14 protein-coding genes are annotated in these 17,769 nt (G+C 65.2%); 8 read left to right on the top strand and 6 right to left on the bottom strand.

The window, feature by feature from the left end; all coding sequences use genetic code 11:
• The first annotated feature begins 134 nt into the window (after positions 1-134).
• Complete coding sequence (locus AC1RNN_RS12405) at positions 135-1,298, top strand: branched-chain amino acid ABC transporter substrate-binding protein (protein WP_493088940.1); 1,164 nt, start codon at positions 135-137, stop codon at positions 1,296-1,298.
• Entirely contained in the window at positions 1,273-2,145 is an 873-nt protein-coding gene (locus AC1RNN_RS12400) for a hypothetical protein (protein WP_493137421.1), read from the top strand. The genes AC1RNN_RS12405 and AC1RNN_RS12400 overlap by 26 nt, the downstream gene beginning before the upstream one ends.
• A 32-nt stretch (positions 2,146-2,177) precedes the next feature.
• Here AC1RNN_RS12400 and AC1RNN_RS12395 read toward each other — a convergent pair whose 3' ends face one another.
• Both AC1RNN_RS12395 and AC1RNN_RS12390 read right to left on the bottom strand, forming a co-directional pair.
• On the bottom strand, positions 2,178-2,846 hold the full coding sequence (locus AC1RNN_RS12395; RefSeq protein WP_493088944.1) for a hypothetical protein: 669 nt from the start codon (positions 2,844-2,846) through the stop codon (positions 2,178-2,180).
• Positions 2,843-4,024: an exo-alpha-sialidase gene (locus AC1RNN_RS12390; RefSeq protein ID WP_493088946.1), complete on the bottom strand. Its 1,182-nt coding sequence runs from the start codon at positions 4,022-4,024 to the stop codon at positions 2,843-2,845. Before AC1RNN_RS12390 ends, AC1RNN_RS12395 begins: the two co-directional genes overlap by 4 nt.
• Positions 4,025-4,132: 108 nt before the next feature.
• Here AC1RNN_RS12390 and AC1RNN_RS12385 point away from each other — a divergent pair, with 108 nt between their 5' ends.
• On the top strand, positions 4,133-5,152 hold the full coding sequence (locus AC1RNN_RS12385; RefSeq protein WP_493088948.1) for a pirin family protein: 1,020 nt from the start codon (positions 4,133-4,135) through the stop codon (positions 5,150-5,152).
• Here the strand turns inward: AC1RNN_RS12385 and AC1RNN_RS12380 are convergent.
• Together AC1RNN_RS12380 and AC1RNN_RS12375 are read right to left on the bottom strand one after the other, a co-directional pair.
• A complete protein-coding gene (locus AC1RNN_RS12380) occupies positions 5,149-5,787 on the bottom strand; it encodes an FMN-binding negative transcriptional regulator (RefSeq protein WP_493088950.1) in 639 nt (212 codons plus the stop codon). The genes AC1RNN_RS12385 and AC1RNN_RS12380 overlap by 4 nt on opposite strands.
• Positions 5,788-5,811: 24 nt before the next feature.
• Positions 5,812-9,510, bottom strand: coding sequence for a DUF748 domain-containing protein (locus AC1RNN_RS12375; RefSeq protein ID WP_493088951.1), 3,699 nt, complete (start codon positions 9,508-9,510; stop codon positions 5,812-5,814).
• A gap of 129 nt (positions 9,511-9,639) precedes the next feature.
• Between AC1RNN_RS12375 and AC1RNN_RS12370 the strand changes: the two genes are divergently transcribed.
• Positions 9,640-10,224 carry a hemerythrin domain-containing protein gene (locus AC1RNN_RS12370; RefSeq protein ID WP_493088953.1) on the top strand — a complete coding sequence of 195 codons (585 nt, stop codon included), beginning with the start codon at positions 9,640-9,642 and terminating at the stop codon, positions 10,222-10,224.
• A 12-nt stretch (positions 10,225-10,236) separates the two neighbouring features.
• Here the strand turns inward: AC1RNN_RS12370 and AC1RNN_RS12365 are convergent, their stop codons facing one another.
• Together AC1RNN_RS12365 and AC1RNN_RS12360 are read right to left on the bottom strand one after the other, a co-directional pair.
• Entirely contained in the window at positions 10,237-11,595 is a 1,359-nt protein-coding gene (locus AC1RNN_RS12365) for a vanadium-dependent haloperoxidase (protein ID WP_493088954.1), read from the bottom strand.
• Entirely contained in the window at positions 11,592-13,220 is a 1,629-nt protein-coding gene (locus tag AC1RNN_RS12360; RefSeq protein ID WP_493088956.1) for a CRTAC1 family protein, read from the bottom strand. The genes AC1RNN_RS12365 and AC1RNN_RS12360 overlap by 4 nt, the downstream gene beginning before the upstream one ends.
• A 208-nt stretch (positions 13,221-13,428) precedes the next feature.
• Between AC1RNN_RS12360 and xylF the strand changes: the two genes are divergently transcribed.
• From xylF to AC1RNN_RS12340, 4 genes are all read left to right on the top strand, one after another.
• Positions 13,429-14,448: a D-xylose ABC transporter substrate-binding protein gene (gene xylF / locus AC1RNN_RS12355; protein WP_493088957.1), complete on the top strand. Its 1,020-nt coding sequence runs from the start codon at positions 13,429-13,431 to the stop codon at positions 14,446-14,448.
• Positions 14,449-14,605: 157 nt separating this feature from the next.
• Entirely contained in the window at positions 14,606-15,784 is a 1,179-nt protein-coding gene (locus AC1RNN_RS12350; RefSeq protein WP_493088959.1) for a sugar ABC transporter permease, read from the top strand.
• Positions 15,781-16,560, top strand: a complete 780-nt coding sequence (locus AC1RNN_RS12345) for an ATP-binding cassette domain-containing protein (RefSeq protein WP_493088961.1) — start codon at positions 15,781-15,783, stop codon at positions 16,558-16,560. Before AC1RNN_RS12350 ends, AC1RNN_RS12345 begins: the two co-directional genes overlap by 4 nt.
• Before the next feature lie 29 nt (positions 16,561-16,589).
• On the top strand, positions 16,590-17,765 hold the full coding sequence (locus AC1RNN_RS12340; RefSeq protein ID WP_493088963.1) for an ROK family transcriptional regulator: 1,176 nt from the start codon (positions 16,590-16,592) through the stop codon (positions 17,763-17,765).
• Positions 17,766-17,769 lie beyond the last annotated feature (4 nt).

Genomic DNA, 17,769 nt, shown 5'->3' with positions numbered 1-17,769 from the left:
GCAAGGCCTTGTCTGCGCAAGAAAACCGCTTGGTCGGCTGCGCTTGGGCGCTGAAATCACCCGATTGGGGGATACCGGAGTTACGCATGAACACCTAGACTGTTGCGTGCTCCGATATTCACTTTCCCTTCTGCATGCCATTCCTCCAAGCAACCCGAGCCTCCCGCTTTTTCGCCGCACTCCCACTGTTTCTCGCCAGCCAGTTGATGGCCCAAGCGCCTTCGCCAGACGCTGAGTTGCCCATCAAGATCGTGCATATGGGCCCAGTCTCCAACCGAGCCATCGGTTTTCTTGGCACCGAAGGAGAAAACGCAGCCGTCATCGCGGCAGAGGATTTGAATGCCAGACAGATCCAGATTGGCGGCAAGCGCGCCGTCTTCAGCATCGAAAAAATGGACGATGCCGGCGACCCTGAAGTCGCCATTGCAGCCGCCAAGCGGGCTTGCCAATCGGGTGCTGCAGGCGTCATAGGGCACCTCAATTCGGGCCCTTCCATCAAGGCAGCTCCCATCTACAACCAATGCGGGCTGCCGCACATCACACCTTCGGCGACCAACCCGCTACTCACGGAGCTGGGCTACAACACCGCTTTACGCGTGATCGGCAATGACGCGGCGATGGGACAACTCATGGCAAAAATCGCCACGTCCGAGCTTCAGGTCAAACGCGTGGCCATCATTCACGACCGATCCGCCTACGGAGAAACCATCAGTTCCCACTTCGCCCGCATGGCCCGCAACCTGGGGGCGGAAGTGGTTCTCGAAGACTCTCTGCTGGAGGCCAATCCCGCTTTAACTGCCACGGTGGACCGCATCAAAGCCGCCAACCCGGAACTAGTGTTTTTCGGCGGCATGGATGGCCTGGCGGGCAAGCTGCTCAAGGAGATGAGCTACCAGAAGGTCAATACCGTCAAGTTCATGGGCGGCGACGGAATTTGCAGTGCCGAGTTGCCCAAGCTGGCGGGGAATGCAGAGGCCGCGAACCAGGTTATCTGTGGTGAAGCGGGCTCGCCCTACGACAAGATGCCGGGCGGGGAAGCTCTGGCAAGCCGCTATCTCAGCCGTTATGGCAAGCCCGTTCGGGGCTACGCCGCGCAGACCTATGACGCCGTCTTTGCCATCGCACTGGCAATGCAAAGCGCCAACTCGGCAGACCCCAAGGTCTACCTGCCCTTCCTCAAGAAAACCAGCTTTGACGGAGTCACCGGGAAGATCGCTTTTGATGCCAAAGGCGATTTGACCAACCCTGTTTTTTCCTTTTACGTCTACCGCAATGGCAAACGCGAACTCAAGTCCTGATATGAAGCATTACCTCACTCTTTCCCTGGGCCTGTTCATGGGCCTGACAGCCCAATGGGGTCACGCAGCAGATCTTTTTCCCAAAGGCGTCTCCCGCTCATTCCAGAAGCAGGACGTGCTCGAAGATGACGCCACCATGGGCGGCTACGCCATCTACCAGGGAGGCCGGTCGTGGAAGATTCTGGAAATTGGTGATCAGTCCAACAACATGGACATCAAGATCGGCAGCGCCCAACTGGTCAGCCCCATCGGCAACAGTTTCTTTGCAGAAATGCACCTGACCACCAGCCTCAGTGGCAGCGAGCAAAACGGTTACTTTTCTGCCGACGTTTGCAGTCCGGCGAAAGAGCATCTGGTCGTCGTCAAGAAAGCTTCCGGTACGATGGACAACTGCCTCACGATCGACCCCTTCGGGGCCCGTATCGGGGGACGCGATCTCGCCACGCTGGTCATTCATATCCGGAATTCACAAAGCAACTGGCGACTTTACGACTCCAGGATCTACCTCAATCTGGCCTACTTGGGCGCCCCACGGAGCACTGCGTCGGACTGGAGCGCCGAAGCCGTCGCCAAGGATCCCGAAAAGAAGCAAGTCGTCGACAAGGTGGCCGCCTGGGCGAAGCAACTACAAGACGCCATCAACAAGGCCATTGCCTACAGCAAGCCCCAAGACGCTTTTGCGTCGGTGCCCCCCATCAGCAGCCTGCTAGTCGTGAACGAGGCGGTGCTGCAAGCGCAAAGCCAGCCGCAAGTCTTTGTGTCCAGCAAACCCCAACCTGGCAGCAGCTATGTCTTCTGCGAGAGTACGAAGAAGATGGTGCTGGAAGGCAGTCAAGACTGCATCTAGCCCCCGTCAATAGTGCGCGAAAAGCTATCAATTCAATAGCGCCTGAACAACACGCGCACCAGATAGACCTGCAGCGCGGCCCACAGCCAGGGGTCCAGCACAGCGTCCCAGACGTTGCCCGTTGGCAGGCGCAGCGTCACAAACAGCAGCACGGCGCAGGGCGCCACCCAGGCGGGCAGGCGGTGGTTGTGCGGGCCGCCGGCCCACCAGGGCAGCAGTGCGGCCAAAGCCACGGCCGCCACCGCCAGCGGGCTGAAGCCCCAGGCGTACAGCTGCAGCGGCAGTTGGGCAAAGCTGTCGAGCAGCAGCAGCCAACCGGCCAGCACGCCCAGTGCCACCAGCCAGACCAACTCGGGCGCCGGGGCGCTGCGGCGGTCCTTCCACCAGACCGGGCGCTTGTGCGCACGTCGCCACAACAGCAGCGCGCAGAGCAGCACCGTCGCCGCACTGGGCAGTTGGAAGGCCAGGCCCAGCCAGTACGCGGGCGAATACGGGTCGGGCAGCCAGGCACTGGCCAACAGCAGCAGCGCCATCGCAAACTGCGGCCGGCGCCGCGCCGTCCACCAGCCCGTCACGGCGCTGCCCAGCCAGGCCAGCACCACACCCCAGCCCAGGTGCAGCCATAGCTGGGCCAGCGCCAGATCGGGCAACAAGGGCGTATCGGTGAGGCTGGCCTGCTCCAACCATTGCAACAGGTTCATGGTGTGGCTCCTGTTGCGCTGGCAGGTGCTGCGGGCTGCGGCGCAAATCGCTGCCAGGCCAGACGCTGGCGGTCCACCGTGTAGCTGATCCACAGGCTACCGTCCGCCCAGGCCATGGCGGGGTAGGAATACTCGTCTTCGTTCTTGCCCTGCTCCAGGGTCTGCAGCAGCGTCCACTGCTGGCCATCGCTACTGCGGCTCAGGTCCAGCTGCGACCGGCTGCCCGGCGAGGAGTTGTGCGCCAGCAGCAGCTGGCCTGCACCCAGCGCCATCCCACCCACCGAGGCATCGGGGTTGACCAGCGCCAGGTCGGGCAGGTCTTCCCAGTGGCGGCCGCCATCATGGGTCTGGGCGGCGAGCACCTTGCCCTCCGGGCGCTCATCGCGCATCAGGGCCAGCCACTGGCCGGGGCCTTGCGCCAGCAGCGTGGGCTGCAGCGCGTGGGGCCTGCGCGACAGGCGCACCATGCCAGCAAAGTTTCCGCCGCTGTCAAAGCGCAGTGCGGCCGGGTACTTGATGCCCAATTCGAAATGCACCGGCAGCACCATGCCGCCATCCGCCAGCGGCAGCGGTGCATTGCGCACCAGGTAGCTGGTGTTCCACAGCCAAGACAGAGGCAGCACGCCCACCGGTTCGAAATCCAGGTCCTGCAAGGCCTGGCTGGTGCTGCTCTGGCGCAGGTGCAGCACGCGGCTGGCAGCCCAGCCACCCCAGCCCGTAGCTACCACAAAGAGGTGGATGCGCCCTTGACCATCGCGCCAGGCCACCGGGTTACCCAAGCGGCGCAGGCCAAAACCGATCTGGTCACCCATCACATGGCGGTTCACCACAAAGCGCGGCGCCGACCAAGTCTGCGTCACGCGGTTCCATTGCGAGGCGGCAATCTGCACCAGCGGGCCGCTTTCGCGCTCGCCTGAAAACCAGAACACCGTGAGGGCGGCCGGGTCTTGCGCGGGCATGGGCAGCAAACTGCTGGCGTGGGCTGCCATGGTGCCCGCCGGCATGGGAATGGTGCCCTGCGCAACCCGCTGCAGGGTGGCCGCGGGGGCAGCCCCTGCGGGCCATACGGCCTGCGCGGCGGCGGGCGGTGCCACGCGCTGCGCCTGCTCGGCCACCAAAGCCGCGCCTGCCAGCAGCAAGGCCGCCAGCAGGCGGGAGATTCGGGAATCCAACAACATAGCCGCCGATCTTAGTGGCAGAGCTGGGGCCAATCGCGCCGCGCCGCGCAGAAACTCCGGCACACGCGGACAATGTCGCTATCCCCATTGTTTTTTCATGGAACCGCCATGTCCACCCTGCTCTCCGTGTCCCCCCTGAGTTTTCCCTGGCAGACCCAGGACCCCTTCCTCTTTTGCGTGCACCACAATGACGCCTACCCCCAGGGCAATGCGCAGATGGCGCCGGACCCGGCGCTACTGGCCGGGCGCAACATCGGCCAGGACTTTGCGGGCAAGGACGGCTGGAGCATGTACCACGGCGACACCGTGCCCGGCTTCCCGGCACACCCGCACCGCGGCTTTGAGACCGTGACCATCGTGCGCAACGGACGCATCGACCACTCGGACTCGCTGGGCGCCACGGCGCGCTTCGGCGGAGGCGATGTGCAGTGGCTCACGGCAGGCAAGGGCATCGTGCACTGCGAGATGTTCCCCCTGTTGCACACAGACACGCCCAACCCTACCGAGCTGTTCCAGATCTGGGTCAATCTGCCCGCGCGCAACAAGATGGCGGAACCGCACTTCACCATGTTCTGGCACGAGCAGATCCCGCGCATCACCGCAACCGACGCCGCCGGCAAGACCACTGAAGTGGTGTGCATTGCCGGCACGCTGGACGGCAAGCAGGCCCTGCCCCCGCCACCCGACTCCTGGGCCAGCGCGCCCGACAGCGACCTGGGCATCTACACCATCAAGCTCAGCCCGGGCGCGCAGTGGACGCTACCCGCCGCCCGCAGCGCGGCTACCCAGCGCATGCTGTATTTCTTCAAGGGCGGTGCGCTCAGCGTGGCGGGGCAGCCGGTGCCGGTGAAGTCCGCCATCGAGGTGCAGGCCGACCATGACTGCCTGTTCGTCAACGGCGACACCGAAAGCGAGCTGCTGGTGCTGCAGGCGCGCCCGATTGGCGAGCCGGTGGCGCAGTACGGCCCCTTTGTGATGAACACCCAGGCAGAAATTCATCAAGCCTTTGCTGACTACCGCCGCACCCAGTTTGGCGGCTGGCCTTGGGGCGCGCCCGACCCGGTGCACCCGCGCATGCAAGGCCGCTTTGCCAAGCATGCGGATGGGAAGGTCGAAGAGCGCGACTAGCCCTTCTTCGCTGCCACCACCAGCCCCGCCATCGCGGCGGCGGCCTCGGTGCTCAAACCCAGCAAGCCTTCTTCCACCGTCACCCGGTTGGTGGCCGGCTGGTTCTGGCTGACCTTCCATTTGCCGGACCACGCGGACACCGGGATCTCGATGCCCACCACGGCGGACACCATCTTGTCGGTGTAGTCGCGCGGGGCGTCGTCCACCGCCCAGGGCTGGGTGCTGCCCCGCTCCTGCTGCGTGGTCAGCTCCACCATCTGCCGGCGTATCCAGACCGGGTCATCATGCACCTGCAGCAGACCGCGGGCGTGCACCACTGCGTAGTTCCAAGTGGGCACCACCTTGCCATGCTCCGCCTTGCTGGCGTACCAGCCAGGGCTGATGTAGTGCTGCGGCCCCTGAAAGATGGCCAGCACGGGCGTGGCCAGATCAGTCTCGCGCCACAACGGGTTGGCACGCGCCACATGGCCCACCAGCGTGGGGCACTCCACGCCCTGCGTGCGCAAGTAGAGCGGGATGTGGTTGGCCTCCGGCCCCTGCGTGGTCAAGGTAACCAGCGTGGCCAGCGGCTGAGCGCGCACCAGCGCGTGCAGCACCTCCGGGCGGGTTTCTTCAAAGTGACTGGGCTGGTACATAGGGGTTCCGGCGTCAATACATCATCAGTGCGTGGCGAGTTGAAGTTCGGCTTGCGGCTTGGCGTCGGCGGCCGGCCCGCCAGTCTTGGCGGCCCCAAGGAACAAGCGCTCCGCACTTACCTGGCGCGTGGCCAGGTAGTCACGCACCACCACGCCACGCTGCAAGGCCAGTTCGCGCACGGCTTCGTCGTTGACCGTGATGTTGGCCAGCAGCAGAGCCTCCATGTCGGGCACTTCGATGTCCTTGGTCAGGCCCACCAGGTTGCGTGGCTTGGTGATGTCGGCACGGCGGTACACGGCGCGCAGCAGCACCGGCATTTCTTCGGTGCTGTAGCTGTTCACGACTGCGGCGTCCTGCCCTTGCCCCGTGGCGCGGCGGCGCTTCTCCGCCAACAACAGGCCCTTGAGGCGCTCGCGCTTGATGGCTTCGCGCTCGGCCTCCAGATTGGCCGTGCCCAACACTGTCAGGCGCAAGGCGGGCCGGTCTGTAAGGGCCTTGGCTACCTTGTCCAGCCCGGCCTTGGCGGGTTCGCTGAGCGTGCTGCTGCCGGGTGCGAAGGCCACGGTGCTGAGTTCGGCGCTGCCGCCGCCACCCAGCGCATTCGCCAGCAGACTGAAGGGGGCGGTGATGGCCTTGGTCACCAGATTGGTGATGACTTTCCAGATCACCGGGCCGATGCGGAACTGCGGGTCGTTGAGCGAGCCACTGATGGGCAGGTCCAGGTCGATCACGCCATTGCGGTCGGCCAAGAGCGCCACGGCCAGCTTGACCGGCAGGCTGTTGGGCGCGCCATCCACCTTGTCGCCAAAGCTGAGTTGGTTGAGCACCAGCTTGTTGCTGGCGGTGAGCTGGCCATCGGGCTGCACGGTGTAGCGCACGTCCACGCTGAGCTTGCCGCGCTCGATTCCATAGCCCGCGTATTTGACCGCGTAGGGAGAGAGCGGCGGCAGCTCCAGGTCGCGAACCTTGCCCGCCACGTCCAGCGCCAGCGGCTTGGCCAGGGGGTTGAGCTTGCCGGTGATCTCCAGCGAGGCCGTACCCTCCGCGCGGCCGCGCAGCTCCAGATCGGCCAGTTGCACTGCGCCATTCGCGGGCTGACTGGAGAACTGGCTGAGCTTGCCGGTCAGGTCGCTGAGGTTGGCGGTGTAGTTGGGCTGAATAAAGCGGTCAGAAAACAGCACCCGGCCGTTGACCAGGCTGATGGGGCCCACGGTGATGATGGGGTCAAGCCCCTTGGCGGTGGCAGGTGCGCTCGCTGCCGGGGCGGCCGATGCGGGAGCACTGGCCCCAGCGGCTGCGGGCGCAGGCGGACCGCTCAGATCCTGCAGGTTCAGGCGGCCTGCGGGGCTGACGATGAGGCGGGCGTAGAAGTCGGACAGCGCCGCCTCGCGCACACTGACACGCGTAGCAGCACCGGGCTGCAGGGACAAGTCGATACCTGGGACGTTGAGCGACTTCCAGCTCAGCAGCTCCTCGGCAAAGCCGCCCGCTGCGCCCTGCACGGTGTTGGCGCGAAAGTCTTCCAGCTGCGCGTCGCCTTTGAGCGCGACTTCGGGGCCGCGCGGCGTGCTGGCAAAGCGCAACTGGCCCTTGAAACTGGCGTCGGCGCGCAGCACATCAAGATTGAGCTGGCTGGCCACATAGGGCACCAGCGCATGCACGGGCAGCTCCAGCAGCTCCACACTGCCCTGGGCCTGCAGCGGGTCCCAGGCCACTGTGCCCTGGTAGCGCAAACTGCCGGCATCGGCCTGGCCGGATTTGACATGGGCGCTCAGCGTCACAGGCACGGGCTTCTTCCCGTCCAGCGCTGCGCCCTTGGCCTGCAGGTTCAGGGCCGAGACTTCCAGCCGCACCGGGCGCGCGTTGACGCGGTCGGTGAACTGCACACTGGCGTCCTGCACATTCAGCTCGCCCAGGCTGACCTTCCAGGGCGCGGCGGCGGGGCTGCTGGTGGGGGCTGCGGGTGCCGCCTCACTGTCAGCGCCCTTCCTGAGCCAATGCGCAAACATCCATTGCCCGTCGGCTTCACGGCGCACACCGCTGCTGGCGCGCTGCAGCAGCAGCTTGCCCACGCGCGCTGTGCGTGCGGCGGGGTCCACCTGCGCGTCCAGCACCTCCAGCAACTTGAACTGCGGCAGGTCGTTGGACGAGGGACCCGTGCGATCCGCGCGGCCCGCACTCGCCGCTTTGGCTTCGCCCACCAGCGCCGCATCGCGCACGGCCAGGCGCTGCACCGTGGCCTTGACCTGCTCGCCCTGCCAACTGGCTGCCAGTTGCGCGTCCACCAGACCACGCACCCCGGGTTCCAGAAACTGCGCCACATAGGGTGATGCCAGTGCGAGCGACAGGTCGTTGAACTTGGCCTGGACGCGGCCTTCGGCCAGCGTGCCGTCCAACTGCAGGGCCAGCCGTGCGGGCGCACCCTTGCCGGGCACGGTGGCCGAAGCCTCGGCACTGAAGGGCTGGGCCATGGGCCAGCGAATGTCCTTGGCGTCCAGCGTCAAATCAGTTAGCGCCAGCTTGGCGGCGGGCTGGGTCTGCTGGTCCAGCCAGTCCACCGCACCGCCGCGCAGGGCCAGGCGGTCCAGCTGCACCGCCCATCCAGCACTTTCCGCTGGAGGCTTTGTGTCTTTTTGAGCTGTAGCCCCCGTGGAATTTGCGCGAGCAGCTCCTTTTTTAGGAGCATTCTGATTGCTGCCCGTTGTCAGATCGAGGTTGATGTGCCCGTTGCGGGCACGGGTGGCGGTAAGCCGGGGCTGGTTGATCTCCAGCGCGGACAAGGTGACGCGCTGTTCCAGCGGGCGCACATCGGCCAGCTCGGCGCGCACGCTGTCCACCGCCAGCAAGGGGGAGCCAACACCATCGGCCAGCGCCAGTTTGCCCACCGTCACCACGCCCGAGAGCGTGACCGCGTTGTCGGGGTTCTGCACAAAGCCCAGCTTCAGCTCGGCGTCCACCACCGCGCTGCGCGGCTTCACGGGCAGACTAGCGGGCAAATACGGCAGGTAGGGCGCCAGGTCGAACTGGCTGATCTTGAGTTGCGCCTCGCCCTGGCGGGTCTGGGCAAACGGCGTGCCCTGGGCCGCCGTATCAAAGGCACTGCCATTGAGCACAAAGGCCAGGCGCGGCGCCACCAGCACATCGCGCTTGGACGCAAAGTTGCTCAGGAAAGGCAGGCTCAGATGCAGGTCGCGCAGCGCATGGCGGTGCTCCTGGCCGGGCAGGCCTTGGTCCACATAGTCGAGGTTGGCGCCGCTGAGCGTGAGGTTGTAGACCGCAAAGCGCAGCGGGGCGCCGGGTGGGGTGTCCGACGGAGCACTCAGGCGTTGCACGATGTCGTCCACGTCGTAGTGCCCGTCGCCCGTGTGGGTGAGTTGCGCCTGCACGCCCTCCACCGCCACCGCGTCCACCACCGGCGCCAGGCGAAACAGGGATTGCAACTCCGCGTCCACATAAATACGCGCCACACTGAGTTGCGGCGTACTGCCATCGGCCTTGGCCACCGCCAGGTCGCGCACCGTGAGTTCCAGCGACCAGGGCGAGAACTCGATGGCACCCACGGTGACAGTGCGCCCCAGCAGGGCCGACAGCCGGGTCTGCGCCTGGCTCTTGGCGATGGAGGGCACCACCGCCCTGGCCAGGGCCCACAGCAACACCAGCGCCCCCAGCGCAAAGGCCAGGCGGCGCAACCAGGGGCGAAAACGGGGGGAGAGAGAGATCATGGCAACAGCAGGAAGGTGGGGCTCAGAACGGATGGTAACGGCGCCGCCGGCAACGCACAGCGTTGACCTGCATCAAGCCCCCACGGCGTGCAACGTGGGATGCTCCACTGCACCCGAGGAGACCCCACCATGTCGAGCACCAGCCTGCAAACCATTTACCAAGAACACGCAGCCCTCAGCGCCATGCTGCAATCCCTGCTGCAGATGCTGGACCGCGGGCCAGGCGACACGCCCGAACGTTTTTTCGATGTGCTGCGCGCCATGCTGTTCTACATCGACGAGTTCCCCGAGCGCCTGCACCACCCCAAGGAATCCAACCTGCTGTTTCCGCGCGTGGTGCGCCTGGCCCCCGAGACCATGGACGCCGTCGTCCAGCTGGAAAAAGACCACGCCCACAGCGAAACTGCGGTGCGCGAGCTGCAGCATCTGCTGTTGGCCTGGGAGTTGGTGGGCGAGAGCCGCCACGCCGCCTTTGACACCGCCGTGCGCCAGTATGTGCAGGCCTACCTGGACCACATGAAGCTGGAGGAGAGCGCCATTCTGCCAGTGGCCCAGGCCGTGCTCAGCGAAGCCGATTGGGCCGAACTGGACGCCGCCTTTGCCCACAATGTCGACCCGCTCACGGGCAAGCACCCGCGCGACCCCGCCTACGACCGACTGTTCACCCGCATCGTGATGCGGGCGCCAGCGCCGATTGGCGTGGGCGAGGCCTGAGCCGGGGCTGCCTCAGCGCGTCAGCCGTAGCGCCAGCACCTGCTGGGCCACACAACGTCCCTGCACCTTGCCGCCCTCAATGCCACTGCGGAAGTGGATGCCGGCGTACATGCGCGAGATGGCGGCTTCGTCGGCCGCCACGCGGAAGCTAGCAAAGGTGCGTGGGCCCCAACCCCGGTCGTTGTGGGTGTTGTCGATAAACGGCTTGTTGGCGCCAAAGGCCGCCTCCAGAATGCCGGCCGCCGCACTGGACTGCACCGAATGCCCCGACGGATATTCCGGGAACGGCGGTGTGTGCATCAGCGTGGGCACCCAGTTGCTGTCGATCACCAGTTGCACGTAGGTCACCGGGCGCAGCAGGCTCACGGTGTACTTGGTCTTCCAACCCGCAATGAAGGCATCGGCCATGGCCATGTTCAGGCGCACCATGGTTTGGGCAGCCTGGGCCAGGTCGGCTTTTTGTTGCTTGAGCAAGTCGTTGGCAATGTAGACCCAGTGGCCGGCGGGCGTGGGGGTCTTGAGGGGGTCATCCGCCCAGTAGAGCGACACCTGGCGCTGCTCCTGCGTGGCCTTGTTGCTGACCTGGTAGACCTCGTTGGCCTCCTTGTAGAAGGCGGAGCTGGGGCTTTCGGAATACGGCGGCGGCGGGGGTGCGGCGCAGGCGCTGCTGGTCTTGAGCACAAAGGGACGCACATCGCCCCACCAGGGCAGGAGCGCTGGCGCAAACGCGGGCGGCGTGGCTGACCACTGCCCCTCGCCACTGGGCGGCACGTAGTTTTGTTGGCTGCGCCGCAACGGGCCCCAGGCCTCGTGGCCGCCGTCCGTGCGTGCCCAGGTCATGATGGCCATGGCCATAAGCTTGCCAAAGGTTTCCGAGCGGTTGGTGATTTCTGGCGTGACCGTGTTGGGGTCGAAGTCCTGGCTGTATTTCAGCGGCAGGCTGCGCTCCAGCAGGTCGATGCGGGCCTTGTTCTCGGCACTGGCGGTGGGAAACATCATGCGCGTCATCGTCGCCAATGACGCATTGGCCACCGTGGGCCAGTGCAGCACCTCGTCGGGCTGGGCCCAGGGCAGCGACTGCAGCTCGTTGAGCTGGCCGGCCAGGCTCTGGTACTGCGGCATGCCGGGGACCACCGACTCGTACAAGGCCAACCCCATGTAGGCAAATGCGCGGGACGCGACCGGCGGGCTGAAGCCCGGCGTTTGCTGCGTGAGCAGCAGGGCCAGGCTGAACCATTCGTTGGCCACACTGGTGCTGAAGGCGCTGGCCGGCCGGGCAGTGGGTGAGGCCTGTTGCGCCTGCGCGGGCAAGAGCGCGCTGGACCAGGCGCAGGCACCGGCCAGGCACAGGGAGAGCAATCGGTGTTTCATGGGGCTTTCCAGTTCGCAAGGCCTTGGGGGCTGAGGGTGTAGAAGGCATCGGCCTTGGCGGGCATCCAGTCGCTCCAACCGCCATGCGGCCATTGCACGCGCAGCTGCACGTTGCTGGCAGCACCCAAGCCAAAGTGCATCCAGCCCAGGTGGCCGCTGGCATGGCCGCCACCCACGGTGAGCTCTTGGCGGATCACGCGGGCGGCATCACCTTCGCCCAGTTTCACCTCTACCCAAGCGCCCACCGCATCGCGGTTGCTGTCGGGTTGCTGCAGACGCAATTGCAGCCAGCGGCTGGCTTCGGCGGGGGCACCACTGTTCAGCTGGCGCCACAGCTGGGCTTTGTCCCAGCGGTTGACCACCAGCACGTCCAGCAGGCCATCGCCATTCAGGTCCACCACCATGCCGCCACGACCGCGCTTGAAGCTGGCAAGCCCAGCTTGGCTGCCAGCCTCCACAAAGTTGCCGTCGGCTTTTTGCAGCAGCAAGTTGTTGGGGTCCAGGGTTGCAAAATCGGGCATGGTGGACACATTGCCCTTGACCACAAACAGATCGGCGAGACCATCGTTGTTCATGTCGGCAAACTGTGCATGCCAGGCGGTGCTGGGGTGCACATCGCCACCCACATAGGGCCGGTGCGCGGTCACGCCGCGCTTGAAGGCAATGTCCTTGTAGTGCGGCTGGGCAGCACCGGCGTCCAGGGTCTGCAGCTTGTTGTCGGACATGCTGGTCAGAAACACCTCGGGGTAACCGTCCCCATCCAGGTCCTGACTCGCTATGCCCATGCCCCAGATCTGCAGCGGCTTCCAGCCTTGGGCGGCGGTGTAGAGCACCGGCGCCGCACCGGCTGGCACTTGCCAGAGCTGCTCTTCGCCACCCTTGTAGTACTCGCGGTCATTGCTCACGCGCAACGCGGCCGTGCCCGAGCGGTTCCAGTCCGAGAACAGCATGGACAGCGCGCAGTGGCCCGGCACCAGCGGTGTGGCTGCTTGGTAGCCGCCGCCCTCCTTGGGGCGCAGCAGCAAGCCGGGGGTGCAACTGCCCCAGGGAAACTCGGGCTTGCTACGGTCGGTGTAGGTGCCAAAGGCCAGCGTGGGCCAGCGCTGGCCCTGCTCCCAGGTGGCCGAGAAGGCGGTGTGCCAGCCATTGCCGGTGCGGATGTTCCAGGCCTCGTTGGCCTTCTCGAACTTGCACTGGCCCAACCCCTTGAAAACCTGCACCTCGCCCACGCGCAGCACCACCAAGTCCGTCTGCCCGTCTCCATCAATATCCAGCGGGTAGGCGCCAATGGCATTGGTCAGCTCCAGGCCGGAGCGCTCTTCCTGCAGCTTGAGCAGTCCGCCGCGGGCGCTGCGGTTGCGGTAAAACTTGGCTTTGTTGACCCCCGCAGTGACGTAGACCTCGGGCAGGCCGTCGGCATCGCAATCGAAGGTGGCCACACCACCGCCCACCATGTACTCGCCCTCGCCTTCAAAGCGGCTTTGCAGGCCGGCGGTGTCGGTTTCTTCGACAAAACGGGGAATGCCCGGCCCAGGCACATCGGCCGCGAGCGCCAGCTGCGCAAGACACAGGCCCAGCGCCGTGGCACGCGCAGCGCGGCGCGAAATCCAATCCAGAGGGTGCACGCTGGAATCCTTTGTGAAAAATGAATGGTGGCGGTGATCTTATTAAGTTCGATCAATAAACTATGTCGGGTTTCCCCCTATTCGCTTTATCCAAGGGCGTTCTGATAATTAGTTTGTCGTCCTTACTAAATGCAGCGTGTTGCATTTAAGGCAGCACGACGGGCTTGTTTCAGGCCCTTTCAACACCAACAACCTACCGGAGACATTGATGAAACTGAAGACAACCCTGACCGCACTGGCCCTGAGCCTGGCCGCTGCGGGCGCATTTGCCCAAGTCGTGGGCGTGAGCTGGTCCAACTTTCAGGAAGAACGCTGGAAGACCGACGAAGCCGCCATCAAGGCCCAGTTGGCCAAGGACGGCGCCACCTACATCAGCGCCGACGCCGGCGGCTCTCCCGAGAAGCAACTGGCCGACATCGACAGTCTGATCGCCAAGGGTGCCAAGGCGCTCATCGTTCTTGCCATGGACAAGGACGCCATCCTGCCCGCCGTGAACAAGGCCAACCAGCAAAAGATTCCGGTAATCGCCTATGACCGCCTGATCGAAGCACCCGGTGTGTTCTACATCACCTTCGACAACGTGGAAGTGGGCCGCATGCAGGCCCGCGCCATCCTGGAAGCCAAGCCCAAGGGCAACTACGTGATGATCAAGGGCTCCCCCACCGACCCCAACGCCAACTTCCTGCGCGGTGGCCAGCAGGAGATCATTGATGCCGCCGTGAAGAAGGGCGACATCAAGATCGTGGGCGAGGAATACACCGACGGCTGGAAGCCAGAAGTGGCCCAGAAGAACATGGAGCAAATCCTCACCAAGACCGGTGGCAAGGTAGACGCCGTGGTGGCCTCCAACGACGGCACGGCCGGCGGTGTGGTGGCTGCTCTGACCGCCAAGGGCATCAAGGGCATCCCCGTGTCCGGCCAGGACGGTGACCACGCTGCGCTGAACCGCGTGGCCCTGGGCAGCCAGACCGTGTCGGTGTGGAAAGACGCCCGTGACCTGGGCCGTGACGCTGCCGCTGCTGCCGTGGTGCTGGCCAAGGGCCAAAAAGTGGCAGCCGCCCAGACCTGGAACGGCGGCGAGAAGAAAGTGGCCCTACAGGCCCAGTTCCTCAAGCCCGTGCCCATCACCGCCAAGAACCTCGACGTGGTTGTGAAGGCTGGCTGGATCAAGAAGGATGAGCTCTGCAAGGGCGTGGACGCTGCAAAAGCCCCCGCAGCTTGTAAGTAAGCATCACCCCCTGAGCCGCTGCGCGGCTCCCCCCTCTCTCGCCTGCGGCGGGAGGGGGGCGCACCCGGCGGCCTGGCAGAGCCAGTTCCGCGGGTGCTCTGGGCTCTAACAGCCCGCGGTTTTTTGTGTCTTGCGGAGAACGCATGTGAATCCCCTTTTGAATTCCCTGAAACAGGCCGGTATCGACTGGCGCCTGGTGATGATGGGCACGGTGCTGGCAGCTATAGCCCTCGTGTTCAACGTCCTCTCGGGCGGCCTGTTTCTGTCCCCTGAAAACCTCTACAACATCGCCCAGCAGACGGCCGTGGTCGGTGTCGTCGCCACCGTCGTCGTACTCATCATCGTGGCGCGCCATATCGATCTCTCGGTGGGTTCGGTCATGGGCTTTGTGGGCGTGCTGATCGCCACACTCATGTACACCGGCGGCTGGCACTGGGTGACCGCCTCCTTGGCCGGCTTGGCCGTGGCCATCGCCGTGTCGCTCTACCAGGGCGCACTCACCGCCAAGCTGGGCGTGCCCTCCTTCGTCGTCACGCTGGGCGGTCTGATGTCTTTTCGCGGCGCAGCCTTTCTGGTGGCCGACGGCAAGACCCAACCCGTGAACGACGCCTTCTTCCAGCGCCTGGGTGGCGGCTTTGACGGCGCCATCGGTGCGAGTGCCAGCTGGCTGCTGGCCGCGCTCATCGTTCTGGCCCTGGTGCTGCAGATGTGGGCCAAGCGCCGCGCCAAGGCCAGGTACGAGGTGCCCAACAACCCGCTGTGGCTGGATGCCGTCATCGTGCTTGTGCCGGTGCTGATCGTGCTGGGCTTTGTCACCGCCATGAACGCCTACAAGATCCCCAGCAAGGACGCGCCCCAGGGCGTGCCCATCCCCGTGCTGATCTGGGGCGCCGTGGCGCTGGTGCTGTCTTTCATCGTGCACCGCACGCGCTTTGGTCGCTACATCTTCGCCATGGGCGGCAACCCCGAGGCCGCAGCGCTCGTGGGCATTCCAGTCAAGCGCGTGACGCTGATGCTGTTTGCGCTGCTGGGTGTGCTCATCACCATTGCCGCCATCGTGTCCATCGCCCGGCTCAACGCCGGCACCAACTCGCTGGGCACCAGCATGGAGCTGTATGTGATTGCGGCCGCCGTGATCGGTGGTACCGCACTGGCCGGGGGCAGCGGATCCATTCTGGGTTCCGTGCTGGGCGCCCTCATCATGCAGAGCATTGACAGCGGCATGCTGCTGCTGGACGTATCCATCGGGGTGCGCTACGTGATCATCGGGCAGGTTTTGATTGCAGCGGTGGTGTTTGACGTGATTTATCGCCGCCTGACAGGAGACACCGTATGAGCGCGGGCAACGCAAAGCAGGCGCTCGTCGAGATGCGCAACATTGGCAAGTCCTTCGGCGGCGTGCACGCCGTGGACAACGTGAGCGTGAACCTCTACCCCGGCGAAGTGGTGGCCCTGCTGGGCCATAACGGTGCGGGCAAGTCCACGCTGATGAAGATGCTGGCGGGGGCCTACCCCATCGACAGCGGCGAAGTGCTGATCGACGGCGAGAAGGTGCACATCCGTACCCCCGTGGACGCGCAACGCTGTGGCATCGAATCCATCTACCAGACACTGGCCCTGGCCGACAACCTGGACGCGGTAGCCAACCTGTTCCTCGGGCGCGAGCTGCTGACCCGCTGGAACACGCTGGACGACCACCGCATGGACGCGGACGCCCGCAAAGTCTTCCATCGCCTGAACAAGAACTTCAAGAACGTGCGCACGCCGGTGCGCCGCCTCTCGGGCGGGCAGCGCCAGGTGGTGGCGATCTCGCGCGCCATCTACTTCAACGCCAAGATCCTCATCATGGACGAGCCGACCGCGGCCCTGGGCCCGGAGGAAACCGCGATGGTGGGCAATCTGGTGCGCCAACTCAAAGCAGAAGGGGTAGGGATTTTCCTGATCACCCACGACATGCCCGACGTGTTTGGCCTCAGCGACCGCCTAGCCGTGATGAAAAACGGCAAATTAGTAGGCACTTATCGCACGACAGACGTTGTGGAGGACGAAGTTCTTGGCATGATCATCGCTGGAAAGCAACCCGAAGGAAAAGCGCAGACCCACACCCTGTGAGCCCGCGAATCCCCCCCTTCCGCGACATCATGAAAACCACCGGCGACCAACAACTTGTCAAACGCATCAACCGCAGCGTGTTGCTGCGGCTGTTGCGCAGCCAGAGCGGGCTCTCACGCGCCCAGCTCGCACTGGAAAGCGGACTGACGAAATCCACGGTCAGCCTGCTGGTACGGGAGCTGATTGACGAGGGCTGGATCACCGAAACCGACGTGACCGCCGCCCCCGGCCTGGGCCGCCCCTCCACCCCGCTGCATATCGACAGCCGCCGCCGCGGCATGATTGGTGTGGAAGTGGCGGTGGAGGCGCTGCGCGTGGTGGGTGTGTCGCTCACGGGGCAGGTGCTGTGCGCAATGGAAGAGCCGCTCAAGGGCACGGCACCTGATGAGGTTTGCCGCCAGACCGCTCGCCTGGTAGCGCGCACCCATGCCTTGCTGCGGGAGCGCAGCGTGCAGCTCTCGGGCGTGGGCGTGGGCCTGCCGGGGGCATTTGACGAGGCCACCGGCATGCTGCGCTTTGCGCCCAACCTGGGCTGGCGCAATGTGGACTTTGTGCCGCAGATCACCCAGGCGCTGGCGCAGGCTGGCGTGCCGCCCGTGGCGGTGCACGTGCAGAACGAAGCCGACACGGCGGCCCTGAGCGAATACGAATTTTCCGAAGGCGATGCGCGCGACTCGCTCATCTTCGTGACCTGCGGCGCCGGTGTGGGCGCGGGCATTGTGCTCAACGACCGCCTGTTCACCGGTATGCAGGGCATGGCGGGTGAAATCGGCCACAGCATCCTGCAGATCGACGGACCGCTGTGCTCTTGCGGCCGGCGCGGTTGCGCCGAAACCTTCTTCGGCGCACGTACGCTGGCCAAGCTGCATGACCCCGCGCAAGGCGGCCACCACCTGGGCGTGGTGCTGCAAAACCTCTGGACCACTTTCAACCCCAGCATGCTGGTGGTGGGTGGCCCCTCGTGCGACCGCTACCCCGGCATCGTGCAGGTGGCGCAAACCACACTGCAAAGCTACGCCGACAGCGCCGGCATGGCGGCGCCTACCGTGCGCGCTGCGCGCTACGGCCTGCTGGCCTCTGCGGTGGGCGCGGCCGCGCTGGTGCTGCACCACGACCTGCGCCCCATGCACACCCGCGCGCCCACGGCCAGCGCCCCGCGCATGCAGGACGTAGCCGAACCCATTTCTTCCACCCTTACCGTCTAAGAAC

It is taken from the genome of Rhodoferax sp. GW822-FHT02D07, assembly GCF_058802405.1.
Note: the sequence above shows the minus strand (reverse complement) of the source record. Positions and strands in the feature narration are given on the sequence as shown.

Excerpts from the sequence above, each read along its gene's own strand:
- AC1RNN_RS12405 (WP_493088940.1), top strand. The coding sequence starts at position 135 with ATGCCATTCCTCCAAGCAACCCGAGCCTCCCGCTTTTTCGCCGCACTC.
- AC1RNN_RS12400 (WP_493137421.1), top strand. The coding sequence starts at position 1,273 with ATGGCAAACGCGAACTCAAGTCCTGATATGAAGCATTACCTCACTCTT.
- AC1RNN_RS12395 (WP_493088944.1), bottom strand. The coding sequence starts at position 2,846 with ATGAACCTGTTGCAATGGTTGGAGCAGGCCAGCCTCACCGATACGCCC.
- AC1RNN_RS12390 (WP_493088946.1), bottom strand. The coding sequence starts at position 4,024 with ATGTTGTTGGATTCCCGAATCTCCCGCCTGCTGGCGGCCTTGCTGCTG.
- AC1RNN_RS12385 (WP_493088948.1), top strand. The coding sequence starts at position 4,133 with ATGTCCACCCTGCTCTCCGTGTCCCCCCTGAGTTTTCCCTGGCAGACC.
- AC1RNN_RS12380 (WP_493088950.1), bottom strand. The coding sequence starts at position 5,787 with ATGTACCAGCCCAGTCACTTTGAAGAAACCCGCCCGGAGGTGCTGCAC.
- AC1RNN_RS12375 (WP_493088951.1), bottom strand. The coding sequence starts at position 9,510 with ATGATCTCTCTCTCCCCCCGTTTTCGCCCCTGGTTGCGCCGCCTGGCC.
- AC1RNN_RS12370 (WP_493088953.1), top strand. The coding sequence starts at position 9,640 with ATGTCGAGCACCAGCCTGCAAACCATTTACCAAGAACACGCAGCCCTC.
- AC1RNN_RS12365 (WP_493088954.1), bottom strand. The coding sequence starts at position 11,595 with ATGAAACACCGATTGCTCTCCCTGTGCCTGGCCGGTGCCTGCGCCTGG.
- xylF (WP_493088957.1), top strand. The coding sequence starts at position 13,429 with ATGAAACTGAAGACAACCCTGACCGCACTGGCCCTGAGCCTGGCCGCT.
- AC1RNN_RS12345 (WP_493088961.1), top strand. The coding sequence starts at position 15,781 with ATGAGCGCGGGCAACGCAAAGCAGGCGCTCGTCGAGATGCGCAACATT.
- AC1RNN_RS12340 (WP_493088963.1), top strand. The coding sequence starts at position 16,590 with ATGAAAACCACCGGCGACCAACAACTTGTCAAACGCATCAACCGCAGC.